The organism is Tolypothrix sp. FACHB-123 (genome assembly GCF_014697075.1).
In the GTDB taxonomy this organism is placed as follows: Bacteria; Cyanobacteriota; Cyanobacteriia; order Cyanobacteriales; family Nostocaceae; genus Aulosira.
On sequence record NZ_JACJRE010000038.1, the window covers coordinates 36823 to 52885 of the forward strand.

Consider the following 16063-nt stretch of genomic DNA (forward strand, 5'->3'; position numbering starts at 1 on the left):
ATTTAAATGACAAAGTTGAGATGCGATCGCACAATTCATTATTGCGTTTAGTGTTCAGAGTTGAAACATTATTTTTCTCTATTCGTAGTAATAAAAGAGGGATAACTAACACAGGAGCCGCCCCATTATTTTTGAATAGGCTTCACACAATCATACTGTGGAACCTACAATTGGAACCTATAGTTGAACCTTCAAACCCAGTCATAGCAATGGTTTTAGCTAAGGTTCCACATAATTAAGCATTTTATGATTAAAAACTAAAAAATTATAGAGAATATTACAACCTGCCAATTTATTAATAAATGCACTTACTGTGTGAATCGGTTAATTAACTGAAATATTCCAAATTTTGATTGTCTTATCATTACTTGCACTCGCTAATTTAAATCCATCAGGACTAAAACACACGGCATTTATGGAATCGGTATGCCCTATCAAAGTCGCTTCATTATTTGTAGTTAAAATAGGAATAACTTTTATAATTTTATTACTGCTTCCGGTTGCTAAAGATAGACCATCTGGACTAAAAGCAATTGTATTAATTGCATTTGAAACTGAATCAAAATATAAAGATAAAATATTTATTATTTGTCTTGATTTTAAATCCCATAATGTAATTCCACCAAACATATCACCGCAAGCCAAAATATGTCCATTAGGATTAATAGCTACTGAAGATACAGGTGCGCGTGTGGTAAAAGTACTTTCTTCCTTTGTCTCCAAATTCCACAGTTTTACATTCTTGTTAATACCACCAATAAGTAATTTCCCATTAGTGCTAAACACAAGTGAAGCAACTACCTGACTCTCAGAGATTGTATAAATTTCATTTCCCGTTTCTGCATCCCAAAGTTTAACCTTTTTATCACAACCGCTACTTGCAATTAAGTTTCCATCAGGACTGAAAGCTATAGAAGTAATTGTTGGGTTTAATCTTGTATCTATATTACTTAACCAAGTACCTTTATGTCCCACAAGGTTACGAGTTCTACCGCCATCTGATTCTAAAAATTCACGCAAGTTCCATTGTTTAACTAGACTATCTCCAGAACCACCACTAGCAATCCAATCTCCATTAGGGCTTATAGCTACCGAAGTAACTGCTGGATTACCTGTATGACCACTAAGAACACGAATTATTTTTTGCTTATCTACATTCCACAATATAAGCTCTTTTCCGCCACTTATTAATGTTTTAGAATCGGAGGTAAATACTACAGATGTGTATGGAACAATATCATGCCCTAGTGTAGAAATTAACCTGAGTTTTGAATAATCAACTGTTGATATATCATTTATTGGTTTATTTTCTATTGGCAATTTATGTGAATCTGGATTTAAGCCTTGATTTAACAAAATTTCTTGAGTCCAATCTGGAATTTCCTTACCTAACTGTCGTCCATAAATATTTAATTTTTCGATAGTCTCTATGTGCAACTTTGTCATTCCTTCATAGAGCCAAGTAACTAGCTTTTCTTGACTTGGTATTTGAGCAGATTCAAATAAAACTTGTAAGCATTTATCTTTTAAAGCCGTTTTCGCTTTAATACATTTAGACTGTAAAGCTTGATTGAGCAAATCTTCAATCGCTTGTGGATTACCTTGCTTAACAAGTTCAAGATTTTTCTGCTGATTCATACATATATAGAGAAATACATATTGGAATGAATATATTTAGTGAAATATGATTTTTATAAAGCTATTTATACCAGGTTAAATACAATAAGCACGATAAGTTTTGTAGTTATAAATATGTATATTGTATTTATGATGTTTTTATTATTGTGGTATTAATTACTATAATTAGTGTTATTGTGCCTCAATACGCTTGACGTTCTGATAAATTTCTACGTGAAGCAATAGCATTTCACTTAATTATCATTGGACATACAATATTAACTAGAGCTTCACCTATACTGTTTGGATCTGGATAAGTAAGTCGCTTCCTGTCTAACTTTGTAACATCGTGATTAATTAGAGGAGCTACCTGACCAACAGTTTTATTCTTACATTGCACGTAAAACACATGATTTGTTGATCTCTCTCCTACCTTGGAAGTCTTAAGCAACGACAGTGTTCTGTAGTTACCTGCACCTCTAAAGCTATTGGAATCATAATAAATAGTATTTGTAACACTGTTGCTAATCACAACCCAATTAGGTTCAACTGGCGGTTTCACACTTATCAATACACTCGCCAGTATTAATACATCTAACATAAGCGCTCCTATGTATATGTGTCATTCATAACACAGTGTTAGAAGCGTGGTCATTAGTGGTGATACTGACAATATGTACTTATCTACGATTGAGGTTGCGATCGCAGAATATTGTTAGCTCCCTATCATTTATTTCTTGCTTCCAATCGTTCTACCCTTTAAGTATTAATACTTGCTGCTATAAGCCCTTATAACAGGCGATACGTTGTTTTAGGTTGTATGATACCTGAAACTGAAAATAGAGGCGTTAGAGGCAGCTAAACCATAGCAGTACACCCCATCTACGTGGTAATGAATCAACCAAGTAAGTTTCCTGATTATAATAACTTATTGATTTATTGTAGTTTGATAAGTAATGCTGTTATGCAACTTCTATGCAACTAGACTGATATAAAGAGATACTGGTAGAGTACAGCCAATTTATGCAACTTGCACGAAATCGTTGTTTTTTCAATGATTTAAAAAGCCCGTGACGAGGATTGAACTCGTGACCTCACCCTTACCAAGGGTGTGCTCTACCACTGAGCCACACGGGCAAAACTTAACTTTTATTATAGTTGAGAGTTATAATGCTGGGAAATTTACCATTCACTCAGCGATTATAACTCTTAACTGTGAAGTGGTGGGCCGGGCTGGATTTGAACCAGCGTAGGCGCAAACCAACGGATTTACAGTCCGTCTCCATTAACCACTCGGACACCGACCCGCTTTGCATCACGATTTATAACAATAGCACCAAGTTTTTAAGACTGCAAGGGGTTGAAAAAAATTTTTTTTGGGAGAAACTGGGTTAAGTAAATAAACCCAGTTTTTCTCAACTAACTCAGGAGTTCGCCAGTTTCTTGCAAGGAATGCAAGCGGCGGTAAATACCCTCTTGGCGCAACAGTTCCTCGTGGCTACCAACTTCCACAATTCTTCCGCGATCGAGAACGACAATCTTATCGGCTTCCCGGACTGTACTCAGGCGGTGAGCGATGATGATTGTAGTGCGGGTTCCTTGAATAGATCGCATGGCTAATTGAATGGAACGCTCAGACTCGTAATCTAAGCTGGAGGTAGCTTCGTCAAACACTAATATGTCTGGTTCTACCAGCAAGGCTCTGGCAATTCCCAAGCGCTGTCTTTGTCCACCAGATAATCTCACGCCACGTTCGCCTACAACGGTGTAATAACCTTGGGGTAGGCATTGTACTACTTCATCAACTCTGGCTATCCTACAAGCTTCCTGAACTTGCTCAAAGGTGGCATTTGGTCTGCCATAGGTGAGATTATCTAACACAGTCCCGTTAAAGATATCGACTTCTTGGTGAACGATCGCTAATCTGCGGCGATATTTCCCTACATCTAATGTGCGAATATCATGACCATCAATGAGAATTTGTCCCTGTTTTGGTTCAAAATACCGCAACAACAGCTTGACTAAGGTAGATTTACCTGAACCAGAACGCCCAACCAAAGCTACTGTTTGGTATGGCTCAATCAATAAGTTGATATCTTCCAACACTAAACGATTGGCATCATATCCAAAATGGACATGGGATAGCTCAATTTTTCCCGTAAATTGATAGGGTGACTCGCCTTGATTTTCTACTTGTAATAAACCATCTGCATCAGAGTCAACTGACTCTTGGAGAAATTCGTGAAACCGCAGCATGGAAGAATAGCGACGGGCAAAAACTTCTGCTAGGTTGCTGATAGGTTCTAACTCAGAATATGCCATGCTGGAAAGAGTTAAGGTCATGACAAAATGACCAAGAGAAATCTTTCCACCTACTGTGGCTGCTAAAGTTAATCCTAGTATGGCAAATACACAAAATTGAATTACAGTTTTCTGCCAAGTTAGGAGATTTACGTAACCTTTATGGATGCGATAATCTACTACTTTGAGTTCGCGATCTAGGCGTTGTTTTTGTCTCTTTAGTTCTTTACCTTCCGTTGCAAATGCTTTGACAGTTTTGATATTTGTGATTATTTCAGAAGTACGACTTTCGGTATTTTCCATGTACCGATCGAGACGGCTCTCGTAACCGATGATCCTTTTCAAATCTCGCAAGCTAAAGGTGAGAATAACGACAAAGGAAATCAAATATAATGTCGCAATCCGCCAATCAATTAACAAAATGAACCCAAAAATTCCCAATACCCGGATTAATTTGGGAATTAATTGTCCAGCGATTTCGGGATATGTCCAAGTGTGGTTAGTTAAACCTCTGGCTACTCTACCAGCTATACGTCCAGGGTTATTCTCATCATAAAATTCTAATGGAAGAGTGAGAATTTTAGCTATGGCTGTTTCGGTTTTCTCTCGACGCGCTCTTAAGGCTATATCCCAGTGAAACCAGCTAGTTAACCACGGTTGTGTAGGCGCTCTCACAACGGTGACTACAAAAATGATTCCTAGCAATATACCCAAGGAGAGATTTTTATCAACTGGGTAATCGATAAGTTCAGCAAAATATGCGATCGCACTTGCTAGCGGTCGATCTAATGGTTGAGTAGATAAAACGTTTAAAATTTGTCCAATGGCATAAGGTACAACCAAATCAATTAGTTCGTAAATGCTCGATGCGACGATACTAAAAATACTCACACCCCAGTAGGGGCGAAAGTAATGTAAAATATCTCGGAATTTGGCCATGATGCACTCTTTCCCAGAGCGTGAGCTTGGAATTTATATACTACATATGTATTACAATGTAGTCAAGTTTTTTCGGTCGAAATCAATCTTCAGGAGTAGTTGCTATTTCCGAGGGTGAAAATTCTAAGCGATAGCGATAAAGAGCAACTGGTTGGGAATTGGCGGTGAAATAGGCTGGATCTTGAGGTGAAAGATAAACAGCGGTAACTTGATCTGCTTCTATAGCTGGTTGAGATTGAGAAACCTGACGGTAAGCAGTGGTAGATTCGACAGTATTTAAATAAGGACGAGAACCGCCTTTAAACAGTTGTTGAAACACTTCTGTAGTGATGAACCGATCTTTAGAAGTAGTTTCGATAGCGCGTGCGGTGACAATAGAAACTAGTTGGCGATCGCCACGCAATAATGTAATCTGGCGATTAGGCGAGTTTGGATCTATTTTCACAGATAACACTGCTTCACTACCTAAATAAGCGCGTGCTAAATTCAAACTATTAAAGACTCTATCAGCCACTAATTTTGATGATTTTTTGTCTATCTGTGAAAAGCCTTTTAAACCAGAAATCGAAGATTGTTTGGGAATAAATCTGACTAAAAAACTGATCGGCTGATTAAGTTGTTTGCGATTAGCGTCAAATCCTGGTGTAACTATGTCTGGTGCTAAAGGCGCAACTAAATCCACTAATGTACTCTTCACCTGCCAATAACCTGCCATCCACTCAGGATAAGCTAAATCGCCTACAGCAGGTTGCACAGAAGTTAGTTTTTCCCATTGGGGGAAATTAGCCAGCCTTTCTGATAATTCCCCCGCGGTAGCGTTCCCGTTTCCACCAAAGAGGAACAAAGCCACTAAGCAAAAACTCCAAATCACCTTCATAGCCTGTACTTGGTTTTTTAGCGAGTAAAAATTTATCTCCAGGATTATTGTGTTACATTTCGTTGATGCAAGTAGCAAAAACACAAGCAAATATAACTTATCAGCTGAAAGCCCACTAATTATGCAGATAGTAAATTAGTTTGCTTTGTATTATGCAATACATAAATTTAAATATAAAAAAATAATGAGTTAATGTTTGAAAAGTAAATTAATAATAGTGTAGAATCCGTTAAAGTACTGATTGACTAGTTTCAGGGTGCGTAATGTCTGGTGCAATTGCTGGAAAATTGCATCTGTGCTGAAAAATAGATACGTCAAAATACCCAAAGCATCATAGAAAAACTGATGTGCTTTCAGGGTATATTTGCACTCCTGATATCAGTGTGGGTAATTATCATTACTTTCACGCTCATAGAAGGTAGCTCTGCGATTATCTCAAGGGCTATAAAAGTATGATCGTTGCACAGACGGAGACAGAAATCCTACGTATTGCGATCGCAGGTTGCGTAGGTGCAGGGAAAACGAGCTTGATTCGCAGTATTAGTGACATTGAAGTCGTTGATACCGATAAAAAGAGTACAGATGAAATAGCGCTATTCAAGGATAAAACTACGGTAGCGCTGGACTTTGGGCTACTCTCTCTCGTACCTAATCAATTACTTTATCTTTATGGCACACCAGGACAACCCAGATTTGACTTTATGTGGGATATCCTTATTCGCCAAGTTCAAGCTTGTATTGTGCTTGTAGATGCTCAACGTCGGGAATATTTTCACTACGGCGTGCAGATTCTCAATTTTGTTAACCAGAGGGTGCAAATTCCCATACTTATAGGACTAACTCACATGGATTGTCCCACAGCGGCAACGCCAGAAGAGATAGCGATCGCTTTGGAATTGCACAATGCAAGCAAAAAACTACCTTTAATGGTTGTAAATCCGACTCAAAAAGCTTCAATTATAGAAGCTTTAAAAGTACTGACTTCAGAAATTATGAAACCTTAGATTTTGTAGCAGCAAATCAGCCTCAATGCATTTGGGCAAAATACTTAAGCTAATTCCCAGAAAATTGAGCCAAATTTTCTGGGATACAGATAAAACTGCAAATTTGCCAATCGATTTACAAACAAATAATCAACAAATCTTATCAACAATTACTGAAGCAAAAGCAATGATAAATATTTCCATGTTACAACAGGTTCTCCAAGAATTTGTGAGTGGGACATCCCACATTCAAGGTGCAGCTTTAGTTAGCCCAGATGGTCTAGCCTTAGCTTCTGTATTACCTAGCGAAATGGATGAAGACCGCACCGCAGCTATGTCAGCAGCTATGCTTTCCTTAGGCGAACGCATAGGTAGTGAATTAGTTAGAGGAACTATTGACCGGATTGTTGTGGAAGGCGAGAAAGGTTTTGGAATTGTTGTGAGTTGTGGCCCCGATGCGGTTTTATTAGTTTTAGCTAATGCGGCGGTTAAACAGGGTTTATTGTTTCTGGAAATCAAACGTGCTGTGGCTCAAATTGCACCTTTAATGGCTTAGATTTAAGCTCAGTTTGTTGTCCTCATTCCCATGAGGTAGAAAAGATTTTTATCTATCGGTAATATCCGTCTAAATCTTTAGTGTACTATGGCAGAAAAATTCTGAAAATTCCAGGATTATTTAGAGCTTAATTTATAAATTGTGAATTCTCTTAATAGTTCTCAATTGCAGAGTTCACAATTTATAGATTCTTCATGCTTACTTTGAATATCCCATCTTATCCAGCATTAGTTGATTTTTAGGAAATCTGAATCATGTCTTTAGATCCACATACTTTCATGGCTACCTTAGAAAAGCGTATTGGTTTGACAACTGAGGATAGAGAATTACTGAAATCTGAAGCAGATTGGGGTTTAGAAGCAGCTTCAGAGATGGCGGATCATTTTTATGCTTACTTGGGACGAGATGCAGAAATGAATGCAATTTTACATGCGAGTAACGAGCGAATGCATCGTCTCCATGAAACTTTTATTCAATGGTTTCATGAAATGTTTACAGGTATGGATAATTGGGGTAATGCTTATGCAGAAAGGCGCTGGAAAATTGGTCTAGTTCATGTCCGCCTCGGTATTGGGCCTCAACATGTTGTCCCCGCAATGGCGACAGTAATATATGAGGTGGGTAAGCGACTAACAAAAGATGGTAAAAGTGCAAACCTTAAAGATGCTCTTAGCCGGATGTGTATGATTGATTTGGCATTTATTGAGCAAGCTTATATCGAAGTATCTTCATCTGCGGTTTTGCGCGAAACAGGTTGGTCAGAAGGGTTATTTAAGCGCTTGATTGTGAGCGGTGCAAAAGCTATGTAAAAGCAGATATGGAAAAATTTTTTACAATAGCTAAATTTTTATTAGCAATTAGAACAGGCAACTGGAAAGCGATTTGTCGGACAACATAAGGAATCTGTGCTACGTGGTGGTAGTCACGATGTATTTGAGTTTACAGAATTGAGTAGTAATAAAAAATTAGGCATAGTACATAAATAAATATTATTGATAGACTATGCCTAATTGCAAAATTAAATTTCGGCGGGTAAAGGTTGCCAAACTTCGCCATATTTGTCTTTAAGAGCTTGCCAAGTTTCTACTTGGCCTGGTTCATATTCTCCAGGCTTACCCCATTGCAAAAAGAAACTTAAGGCTGTTTCTTGTTTCTCATCTAAAAAGCGGATAGCGTAGGTTGTAAAATTACCTCTTTTCGCTTCACCAGTTTCAAATTTCACTTGCGTAATTTTGTCCATATTCAAATGAAATTCAAAATTTTCGGTATGCATATTGGCATATTTACCCTTATTAGGTAACTCTGCATAAAATAGCTTTTCTAGCTTGCTTCTAACTTCTAATACACCAGCGCTGCTAGTGACAATTAAACGCAAAGTTCCTAAGTTTTCGCAAGCTGTTAAAAATTCTTTTAAAGTAGTAGTCATTTGTCATTTGTCCTTTATCATTTGTCATTGGTGAACCAGTGTGCTCTTGGGGGTTTCCCCCATGAACAACTGGTGAACCCGAAGGGTCATTGGTCATTTGTGCTGAGAGATTAAGCAATAAATGACTAATACTATTTTTCGTATTGTTCGTAAGCAGCGACGATGCGTTGAACTAGGGGATGACGCACGACATCTTTTTGCGAAAATTCACAAAAAGCAATACCTTCAACGTTTTTTAAGACATGTAAGGCTACGGCTAAACCTGATTGTTGGTTGATTGGTAAATCGGTTTGTGTCATGTCACCTGTAATTACCATACGCGAACGGAAGCCCAATCGCGTCAATACCATTTTGATTTGGGCGGGTGTGGTATTTTGCGCTTCATCGACAATCACAAAGGCATTATTGAGGGTGCGTCCCCGCATATAAGCTAGTGGTGCGACTTCAATCACACCCCGTTCCATTAAATTGGGGACTTTTTCCGGGTCGATAAATTCATTAATCGCATCGTAAAGGGGGCGGAGATAAGGATTGACCTTCTGCTGTAAATCTCCGGGTAAAAAGCCGAGTTTTTCGCCAGCTTCGACGGCGGGACGAGTTAAAATTAGCTTTTCAAATTGGTTAGCGAGGAGTGCTTGAACGGCGACAACGACAGCAAGAAAGGTTTTACCAGTCCCCGCAGGCCCGGTACAGAAAACTAAGTCACGCTTGCGGAGAACATCGATGTATTGACGCTGACGAAAGGTTTTAGCGCGAATTTCTTCACCCCGGCGAGTTCTGGCGAGGATATCGCGCTGTAAGTCTTGTAGTTCGCCTTCGCGATGGGTATCTAAAGCTTGGCGGGCTGTGGAAATATCCGCACTGGAGATAGTATTACCTTTAATCCAGATTTCTTCTAGCGATCGCACTAATCGCGATGCTAAATCAACTTGTTTGGGTGTTCCCGAAATATGTAAGTCCTGTCCGCGTAATACCAAGCTGGCCCCTGTTTGCTGGGATAAAAGTTTGAGGTTTTCTTCTCCATCTCCAGCAAGAGCGATCGCACTTGGAATGTTCGGCAGCTCAATTTTATAGGCCTCTGCCATAGTATTTTTTAATATGTGAACAGTATTTTTGAGATTTCAGCAAAACTATTACAAATTTTATTTTTTAATTATAAAATTCTCTTTTTTATGCATGAATCATTGGTCATTGGTCATTGATCATTTGTCATTTGTTTCGCTAACCCCTAGCCCCTAACTCCTAGCCTCTAGTCTCTAACCCCTATTCAAGGAGAAAAGTAGAGATACGATGAATCACATCTCTACTTTTAGTAGGTTTGCTATCAAATAGTTTCAAACCCTAACTTAGATAGTTAATGTATATTAACCACATTTAGCAAAGACGCTACTTTGAATTTAGTAGCGGACACCTTTGCGTGCGGCTTCCTCTTTACGCTTGCGTCGTAAACTAGGCTTTTCGTAACGTTCCCGGCGTCTCACTTCTGACAAAATGCCGGCTTTTTGAATTTTCTTTTTAAAACGTCTCAACGCTGAGTCTATTGACTCATTTTCACCTAAACGAACTTCAGCCACTCCCTGGTTTCACCTCCTGACAGAGATTGCTCAGAGTTTAATATGATTATCGCTAACTATAAGCAGTATGGCGATCGCTCTTCTTGATGGGAAACACCCATTAATTAATCAAGCAATGGCTCACACTACTGATGCCAGAGTACCAAATTTGGCGTTTTTTAACCATTCCTATCGGCCAGAATGTCTGAGCGGATAATAAACCGCCCAGACTGGCTATGAAGTTTGAACCTAGCGGGTGCGGGGTTTGGCGATTGGTCTGGGGCCGTTTCCGTTTCCACGTCGTTCTCTTGATTTGGGTGGCGGTAATCGCTCTTCCCTATCTTCATCAAAAGATGCGCCTTCCCGTGAGGCGCTGCTGCCATAGATATCCAGATATACTGATTGTCCAGCCACTTCGGCCGCTGCGGCAATTACTGTACGAATCGCCTGAATATTGCGTCCTCCCCGACCAAACACTTTGCCTTTATCTGTGCTGTCAAAGGCGATGCGAATCCAAGCCTTGTTGAGGCTTTGGGAAATCTCACAATCAACGCTTAAAGACTCTGGAGATTCTAAAAACGGCTGTACTAAAAACCTCACCAACCCCTCGTAATTGGGGCTGGCTGAGGAGGATTGGTTTCCGATACTATGATGCGGCTGTTGTGGCACTGACCTGTTCAAAAACATTGGCTTTTACTAGGATGCGACGAACGGTGTCAGTTGGTTGAGCACCTTGTTGGAGTCGCTTGACGATTCCGGGAACGTCCAATCTTACTTCATCTGTTCTGGGGTTATAAAATCCCAGTTCTTCTAAGGGACGACCATCGCGGCGAGCGAGGCTGTTAATAGCTATGATGCGGTAACTCGCTTCCCGCTTTTTACCGTATCGCTTCAAGCGCAGTTTGATCATGATTGAAAAATCGTTCTCCTGTTTTGTAGATTTCAGTTGAAAGTAGGTGCCGTTTTGTGGAGGTCAAAAGTCCATATTCCAAAGTTAAAAGACTTTGTTTATCTGTATTTTTCAACCTTTGAGAGCTTGCAACTTAGCTTTGGCTGTTGCCACTAAATTGAGGCTCAACTTCTTTTAGGCACAATTTTCCATCCTGGAATGCTAATTTTAGCACTTGCTGGGTATGAACTGCTATTTGTTATTGGTCAGTTGTCAATAGTCAGTGGTCAGTTGTTTTGGTTGTTGACTGTTGACTGTTAACTAAAGATTCCCGAAGCCTTTCTTTTTCTTCTCTTTCTTTTTCTTTTTCGCTGCTGCGCCAGGATTGTTTCCGCTATAACCTCGCCAACCTGGAGCTGGGGGACGATTACCTCCGCCGGCGAAGGCGTTACCCATACCGCCAAACATTCCGGGCATACCAGGGAATTGACCTTGACCCATTTGTTGCATGAGCGATCGCATTTTTTGGAAATCAGCGACAAGTTTGCTCACATCTGCTTCTTTATAGCCAGATCCTGTAGCAATCCGGCGTCTGCGGCTGGGAGAACTAGCTAATAAATCGGGGTCGCGTCTTTCTTGGCGAGTCATGGAGTTAATCATCGCTTCACAGCGTTTTAGCTGGGTTTCTCCATGTTTTAGTTGGTCGTCAGAAAGCTTGTTCATCCCTGGAATCATTTTGATGATTCCACCTAGCGATCCCATGTTTTTCAGCAGGCGCAATTGCTTGAGAAAGTCGGTAAAGTCAAACTTGGCTGAGAGGATTTTCTCCTGCATTTGCTCTGCATCTGCCAAGTCAATTTCTTCTTGGGCTTTTTCCACTAAGGTGAGGACATCGCCCATACCCAAAATCCGCGATGCCATGCGGTCTGGGTAAAATGGTTGCAGCGCTTCGACTTTTTCACCAACACCGACAAACTTAATCGGCGCACCAGAAATTTGTCTGACGGATAGTGCAGCACCACCTCGGCTATCACCATCCATTTTGGTAAGAATTGCACCAGTAATCCCAATTTCTTCATGGAAGGTGCGGGTCAAATTTGCGGCTTCTTGACCAGTCATCGAGTCCACAACCAACAAGGTTTCGTGGGGTTGGACTGTTTGTTTAATTGTGGCTAATTCTGCCATCATATCTGCGTCTATTTGCAGACGACCAGCAGTATCAATAATTACTGTGTTTATGCCTTCTGCTTTAGCGCGTTCTACGCCTTGGCGGGCAATTTCTACGGGATCTGCATCGCTTCCCAGTTCAAATACTGGTACTTCAATTTGTTTACCTAAGGTAATTAACTGATCGATCGCGGCTGGACGATATATGTCTGTAGCTACTAACAAACAGCTGCGATTTAATTTCCGCAGATGCAAAGCTAACTTAGCTGTTGCAGTGGTTTTACCAGTACCCTGCAATCCAGCCATGAGGACAATGGTAGTTTCTCCCTCGACTTCTACCAAGGGGACATTTTCTTCCCCCATCACCTGAACTAGTTCATCGTAAACAATTTTTATGAACTGTTGGTCAGGGCGCACGCCAGCGATTACCTCAGATCCCTGTGCTTTGGCTTCGACTTCACTAATAAAATCTTTAACTACCTGGAGGTTAACATCTGCTTCCAACAAAGCGCGGCGAACCTCGCGCAAAGCATCTTGAATGTTGGACTGGGAAATTTTATCCTGTCCCCGTAGTTTCTTCCAGGCAGATTCTAAACGATCGGCTAATGCATCAAACATAATTTCGATTACAGGTAGTGAGGCAGTAGAAATTTTGAGTAGAGTTTAAACGTGCTATTTACCAGCTTAGTAGTTTTCCTTGCGACTTGAGCAACCTGATACGTATCTCTAGGGGCTAGGGGTTAGGGGTTAGGAGGATAAATGACCAATGACTATTGACTATTGACTAATTGTTCTATGGTATCGGCATCATTTGGTAATGCAGCCGTTAAAACTTCGCTGCCTTCTGCTGTAACTAATACATCGTCTTCGATGCGGATTCCTCGGACATCCGCAAATTCCGCTAATCTATCCCAGTTGACTGTGTACTGATATGTTGAGCGATTTTGAGGATTGTTTAAAATTGCTGGAACTTGATAAAAACCTGGCTCAATTGTGACTAGCATTCCTGGGCGGAGGGGACGATTTAAACGCAGGTAGCTTAAGCCAAAGCGATCGCTTCTGTTTCTCCCTTCTTCATACCCTGCTAAATCTCCCAAATCTTCCATATCATGCACATCTAAGCCTAAAAGATGACCGATACCGTGGGGGAAAAATAAAGCATGAATATCTCTAGATACTAAATCTTCGGCATTTCCTTGTAAAATGCCTAAATTTACTAATCCTTCAGCAATGATTGTGGCTGCTAACAGATGAATCTCGCCATACTCGACACCAGGACGGATTTTAGCAATACAAGCATCATGGGCGGCTAGGACAATGTCATAAATATCTCTTTGGGTAGATGAAAATTTCCCAGATACAGGCAAAGTTCTCGTAATATCCGCCGCCCAGCCTGTTTCAGTTTCCGCACCCACATCGGCTAATAGCAAATCGCCTGGTTGTAAGGGGTGGTGATAATGCTCGTTGTGCAATACTTCGCCGTGGACTGTGACAATACTGTTGTAGGAAGTAGTCATATTATGGGCGATGATGACTCCTTCCATTGCTCCACGAATTTCTGCTTCCCGTTTTGCTTGTAACGTGGCGGACATTCCGGCTTTATGGGCTTCTACACTCACAACCGCAGCTTTGCGTAACTCGGCTAACGCGCCTTCGTCGTGGGTGAGGCGCAAGGATACAACAGCCTTGGCTAACTCTAAATCAATTCCTTGGGGGGGATTTTGCGGTAAAACCCATCGATTTAGCAGTTGGGATTGTTTTGTCCATGTGGCTGCATCTTGAACTGCGATTGTGGCTGCGTCTGCTACCAAAAACTCTAATTCTGACATTGGTTTCGCACCGTCAGCGCCAATAATTTGGGCGATTTCCTCACGCTTGGGCATTTCTCCATGCCATAGGGCGCTGCTAGGATGAGGATCGTCCATAAATAACTCTAGCTTCCCTGTTTCTAGGCGAATTGCCGCATTTGGTAGGTTTAGCCCAGCAAAATAGAGAAAATGACTGCTAGCGCGAAAGGGATAGACATTAGCAGCAAAATTGCGCGGATTACTGCTTCCTGACCAAAGAACTGCGGGGAAATCTATAATTTGAGCTAGTCTTTGCCGTCTTTGACGTAAGGTATCAATTAAAGAACTTGAGGTGTTAGCGATAAACATATATAAATTTCGCTTTTATGCAAATTATGAATTATGAATTATGGCTAAAAAATCTAATATTTCTTGCCCTATATTGATTTGGAGTTTCAGTCAGAAATTTAGTTGTGACTGAAACAGTCTGACAAAACCGATTAACTGAGTTCTAATTATTTTTAATCATCATCATCTTTGTCATTTTTTCTATTACCTTTTTTGTCATCATCATCGTCATCGTCATCGTCGTCATTATTCTGATTTGATTCAGACTCTTGGTTAGATTGGTTTTTGTACTGTTCTTTTTGTTGCTCAGTTTGATTGAGTGGGTTTTGAACTTCATTAGAGCAGCCGATTAATCCTACAGAAAGTGAGACTAAGTTCATGGCTGCAAAAATGACACCAAGAATTTTCAGATTCAATTGTTTGTTTTGATTTAGCATGGCTCGGAAATCTTAAACTGTAATTTGGCTCATTTTTTAAACATAGACTAAATATGTATTTCAGAACCATTATTTTTCTTGAGCGCTCGCCTGAGTAATCATCACTTTATTACCAATAATCGCTGCAAACCCTGTGATTACCCCTTTGCATCTTGTAGTTTATCAAACCTAGTAACTACGATGCTTGACTTATTTGACTCGATTGTACGGAAAATAGGCTCGGCAAATGTATCCTTTTTTATATTAAGTTGTTAAAGGCGATCGCAGTCTAAATACAAGGGTGATGCTATGGGACAAATAATTACACAGGTGGATGCTTTTACCAATAAGCCATTTGCAGGAAATCCGGCTGCTGTATGTGTGTTACCGACTCCCGAAAGCGATCGCTGGATGCAAAATGTGGCGCTGGAAATGAATTTATCGGAGACGGCTTTTCTTGTCAAACAGGATGATGGCTTTAATTTGCGCTGGTTTACACCAACTGTAGAAGTACCCCTTTGTGGTCATGCGACTTTAGCTAGCGCTCATGTACTCTGGTCAGAAGGACATTTATCACCGGATGAAGTTGCCCGTTTTTATACGAAAAGTGGTGTATTAATTGCTGTAAAGCAGGGTGAATGGATTGAGTTAGATTTTCCTGTAAATCATTCACAACCTATTGCTGTACCAGAAGAACTGAGTCAAGCTTTGGGTGTAACGTGTAAATCTGTGGTGCAGAATTCCCTTGGCTATTTGGTAGAGTTAGAATCTGAGGATTTGGTGCGACAATTACAGCCGAACTTTCAACAATTGAAAAGCTTACCTGTGGCTGATGTTATTGTTACTAGCATTACGCAAGCTGATTCCGAGTATGATTTTGTGTCTCGCTTTTTTGCGCCGGGATTAGGTATAAATGAAGACCCTGTGACTGGTGCTGCACATTGCTGTCTCGCTGCTTATTGGCGCGATCGCTTAGGTAAGGATGAGTTTTTAGCTTATCAAGCATCCAGTCGTGGGGGAGTTGTCAAGGTGCGTTATCCCGGAGGCGATCGCGTTTATTTAGCTGGGCAAGCAGTTACGGTTATGCGCGGCGAATTGTACAATTAACTTCTCAAGACATGACAAATTGTAGAATCTTAGTACAGCATTTCATTAATTTATAGCGAATTGACGTGGGAAATACTCAGCGAAACTTTGCGCTAAC

Annotated in this window: 15 protein-coding genes and 2 tRNA genes; 4 read left to right on the forward strand and 13 right to left on the reverse strand. The window is 40.4% G+C overall.

The genetic code is table 11. From position 1 onward, the window contains the following. Positions 1-324 precede the first annotated feature (324 nt). From H6G41_RS22625 to H6G41_RS22645, 5 genes are all read right to left on the reverse strand, one after another. Positions 325-1638, reverse strand: coding sequence for a WD40 repeat domain-containing protein (locus H6G41_RS22625; RefSeq protein ID WP_190748836.1), 1314 nt, complete (start codon positions 1636-1638; stop codon positions 325-327). 1044 nt (positions 1639-2682) lie between these two features. Continuing rightward, a tRNA-Thr gene (locus H6G41_RS22630) sits at positions 2683-2754 on the reverse strand. A gap of 84 nt (positions 2755-2838) precedes the next feature. Continuing rightward, positions 2839-2924: transfer RNA gene (locus H6G41_RS22635), tRNA-Tyr, on the reverse strand. Between the two features lie 112 nt (positions 2925-3036). Next, positions 3037-4857, reverse strand: a complete 1821-nt coding sequence (locus H6G41_RS22640) for an ABC transporter ATP-binding protein (protein WP_190748837.1) — start codon at positions 4855-4857, stop codon at positions 3037-3039. Positions 4858-4939: 82 nt separating this feature from the next. Further along, positions 4940-5734: a DUF6816 family protein gene (locus H6G41_RS22645; protein ID WP_190748839.1), complete on the reverse strand. Its 795-nt coding sequence runs from the start codon at positions 5732-5734 to the stop codon at positions 4940-4942. A 452-nt stretch (positions 5735-6186) separates the two neighbouring features. Between H6G41_RS22645 and H6G41_RS22650 the strand changes: the two genes are divergently transcribed. The 3 genes from H6G41_RS22650 to H6G41_RS22660 all read left to right on the forward strand — a co-directional run bounded on the left by H6G41_RS22650 (position 6187) and on the right by H6G41_RS22660 (position 8082). Beyond that, on the forward strand, positions 6187-6738 hold the full coding sequence (locus H6G41_RS22650) for an ATP/GTP-binding protein (RefSeq protein WP_190748841.1): 552 nt from the start codon (positions 6187-6189) through the stop codon (positions 6736-6738). 73 nt (positions 6739-6811) lie between these two features. Beyond that, the gene (locus H6G41_RS22655) at positions 6812-7273 is read left to right on the forward strand and encodes a roadblock/LC7 domain-containing protein (RefSeq protein ID WP_374939442.1); all 462 of its coding nucleotides are present in this window, start codon (positions 6812-6814) and stop codon (positions 7271-7273) included. Between the two features lie 254 nt (positions 7274-7527). Next, positions 7528-8082, forward strand: coding sequence for a protoglobin domain-containing protein (locus H6G41_RS22660; RefSeq protein WP_190748845.1), 555 nt, complete (start codon positions 7528-7530; stop codon positions 8080-8082). Positions 8083-8291: 209 nt separating this feature from the next. Here H6G41_RS22660 and H6G41_RS22665 read toward each other — a convergent pair whose 3' ends face one another. The 8 genes from H6G41_RS22665 to H6G41_RS22700 form a co-directional block, all read right to left on the reverse strand. After that, entirely contained in the window at positions 8292-8699 is a 408-nt protein-coding gene (locus tag H6G41_RS22665) for a ChuX/HutX family heme-like substrate-binding protein (RefSeq protein ID WP_190748847.1), read from the reverse strand. Positions 8700-8830: 131 nt separating this feature from the next. Next, positions 8831-9784 (reverse strand): PhoH family protein, encoded by a 954-nt coding sequence (locus H6G41_RS22670; protein ID WP_190748849.1) that lies wholly within the window; start codon positions 9782-9784, stop codon positions 8831-8833. A gap of 312 nt (positions 9785-10096) precedes the next feature. After that, a complete protein-coding gene (gene rpsU / locus H6G41_RS22675) occupies positions 10097-10273 on the reverse strand; it encodes a 30S ribosomal protein S21 (RefSeq protein WP_086682879.1) in 177 nt (58 codons plus the stop codon). A 228-nt stretch (positions 10274-10501) separates the two neighbouring features. Further along, on the reverse strand, positions 10502-10939 hold the full coding sequence (locus H6G41_RS22680) for a KH domain-containing protein (RefSeq protein ID WP_190748851.1): 438 nt from the start codon (positions 10937-10939) through the stop codon (positions 10502-10504). Further along, a complete protein-coding gene (gene rpsP, locus H6G41_RS22685; RefSeq protein ID WP_096590652.1) occupies positions 10899-11162 on the reverse strand; it encodes a 30S ribosomal protein S16 in 264 nt (87 codons plus the stop codon). The genes H6G41_RS22680 and rpsP overlap by 41 nt, the downstream gene beginning before the upstream one ends. 300 nt (positions 11163-11462) lie before the next feature. Beyond that, positions 11463-12926: a signal recognition particle protein gene (gene ffh / locus H6G41_RS22690; RefSeq protein WP_190748854.1), complete on the reverse strand. Its 1464-nt coding sequence runs from the start codon at positions 12924-12926 to the stop codon at positions 11463-11465. A gap of 152 nt (positions 12927-13078) precedes the next feature. Continuing rightward, positions 13079-14464 (reverse strand): aminopeptidase P family protein, encoded by a 1386-nt coding sequence (locus tag H6G41_RS22695; RefSeq protein ID WP_190748856.1) that lies wholly within the window; start codon positions 14462-14464, stop codon positions 13079-13081. Positions 14465-14616: 152 nt separating this feature from the next. Continuing rightward, a complete protein-coding gene (locus H6G41_RS22700) occupies positions 14617-14880 on the reverse strand; it encodes a hypothetical protein (RefSeq protein ID WP_190748858.1) in 264 nt (87 codons plus the stop codon). A gap of 288 nt (positions 14881-15168) precedes the next feature. On the opposite strand from H6G41_RS22700, the gene H6G41_RS22705 reads away from it, so the two are divergent. Next, complete coding sequence (locus tag H6G41_RS22705) at positions 15169-15966, forward strand: PhzF family phenazine biosynthesis protein (RefSeq protein WP_190748860.1); 798 nt, start codon at positions 15169-15171, stop codon at positions 15964-15966. Positions 15967-16063 lie beyond the last annotated feature (97 nt).

Bases quoted from the DNA above. Each gene is read 5' to 3' on its own strand.
- H6G41_RS22625 (WP_190748836.1), bottom strand. From the start codon at position 1,638: ATGAATCAGCAGAAAAATCTTGAACTTGTTAAGCAAGGTAATCCACAA.
- H6G41_RS22640 (WP_190748837.1), bottom strand. From the start codon at position 4,857: ATGGCCAAATTCCGAGATATTTTACATTACTTTCGCCCCTACTGGGGT.
- H6G41_RS22645 (WP_190748839.1), bottom strand. From the start codon at position 5,734: ATGAAGGTGATTTGGAGTTTTTGCTTAGTGGCTTTGTTCCTCTTTGGT.
- H6G41_RS22650 (WP_190748841.1), top strand. From the start codon at position 6,187: ATGATCGTTGCACAGACGGAGACAGAAATCCTACGTATTGCGATCGCA.
- H6G41_RS22660 (WP_190748845.1), top strand. From the start codon at position 7,528: ATGTCTTTAGATCCACATACTTTCATGGCTACCTTAGAAAAGCGTATT.
- H6G41_RS22665 (WP_190748847.1), bottom strand. From the start codon at position 8,699: ATGACTACTACTTTAAAAGAATTTTTAACAGCTTGCGAAAACTTAGGA.
- H6G41_RS22670 (WP_190748849.1), bottom strand. From the start codon at position 9,784: ATGGCAGAGGCCTATAAAATTGAGCTGCCGAACATTCCAAGTGCGATC.
- H6G41_RS22680 (WP_190748851.1), bottom strand. From the start codon at position 10,939: ATGTTTTTGAACAGGTCAGTGCCACAACAGCCGCATCATAGTATCGGA.
- rpsP (WP_096590652.1), bottom strand. From the start codon at position 11,162: ATGATCAAACTGCGCTTGAAGCGATACGGTAAAAAGCGGGAAGCGAGT.
- ffh (WP_190748854.1), bottom strand. From the start codon at position 12,926: ATGTTTGATGCATTAGCCGATCGTTTAGAATCTGCCTGGAAGAAACTA.
- H6G41_RS22695 (WP_190748856.1), bottom strand. From the start codon at position 14,464: ATGTTTATCGCTAACACCTCAAGTTCTTTAATTGATACCTTACGTCAA.
- H6G41_RS22700 (WP_190748858.1), bottom strand. From the start codon at position 14,880: ATGCTAAATCAAAACAAACAATTGAATCTGAAAATTCTTGGTGTCATT.
- H6G41_RS22705 (WP_190748860.1), top strand. From the start codon at position 15,169: ATGGGACAAATAATTACACAGGTGGATGCTTTTACCAATAAGCCATTT.